Source organism: Polaromonas sp. P4_H1, from assembly GCF_056400945.1.
In genome coordinates, this window is the sequence record NZ_JBFUKG010000068.1 from 1 (window position 1) to 688 (window position 688).

Here is a 688-nt window from a genome sequence, read left to right on the forward strand (position 1 = left end):
AGTCGGTGGTGACCAATCCGTCGCCGCAGGCGCCCTTGAAGCACAAGGGCCGCAATGTGCTGAGCGGACTGGCATGGTCCGGCCGTGGCACGGTAAAGCGCGTCGACGTGTCGATGGATGGCGGGCGCAACTGGCAGACCGCGCGCATCGATGGCCCGGTCTTCGACAAGTCCGTGGTGCGCTTCTATGTGGATTTCGACTGGAACGGACAGGAGCTGATGATCCAGTCCCGCGCCATCGACTCCACCGGCTATGTGCAGCCGTCGAAGGACGATCTGCGCAAGGTGCGCGGCGTCAATTCGATCTTCCACAATATCGGCATTCAGACCTGGCTGGTGCGTTCGGGCGGGGAGACTGAAAATGTCGAAATCGGCTAATGCCCTTACACTATTGCTGGCGGCATGTCTGCTCGGCGGCACGAGTGCGCCAAGCGCTGCCCAGCAGATGGCGGGCCGCGACGTGGTCAAGCCCTCTGCGAAGCTCGGGCTGGGGCGGGCGGCCACTGCTGAGGAAATCGCGGCTTGGGACACCGACGTGCGGCCGGACGGGCGCGGTCTTCCGGTCGGCAAGGGCACTGTGAAGCAGGGTGACGATCTGTTTCAGGAGAAGTGCGCGTCCTGTCACGGCGAATTCGGACAGGGCGTCGGTCGATGGCCGGTGCTTGCCGGCGGCGCCGGGACATTGAAGG

At 64.5% G+C, this 688-nt stretch carries 2 protein-coding genes; both read left to right on the forward strand.

The window, feature by feature from the left end:
* A partial coding sequence (locus tag AC1DS5_RS25100) for a molybdopterin-binding protein (RefSeq protein ID WP_477720959.1) occupies positions 1-377 on the forward strand: 377 nt, incomplete at its 5' end.
* A partial coding sequence (locus AC1DS5_RS25105) for a c-type cytochrome (protein ID WP_477720960.1) occupies positions 361-688 on the forward strand: 328 nt, incomplete at its 3' end. The genes AC1DS5_RS25100 and AC1DS5_RS25105, both read left to right, overlap by 17 nt.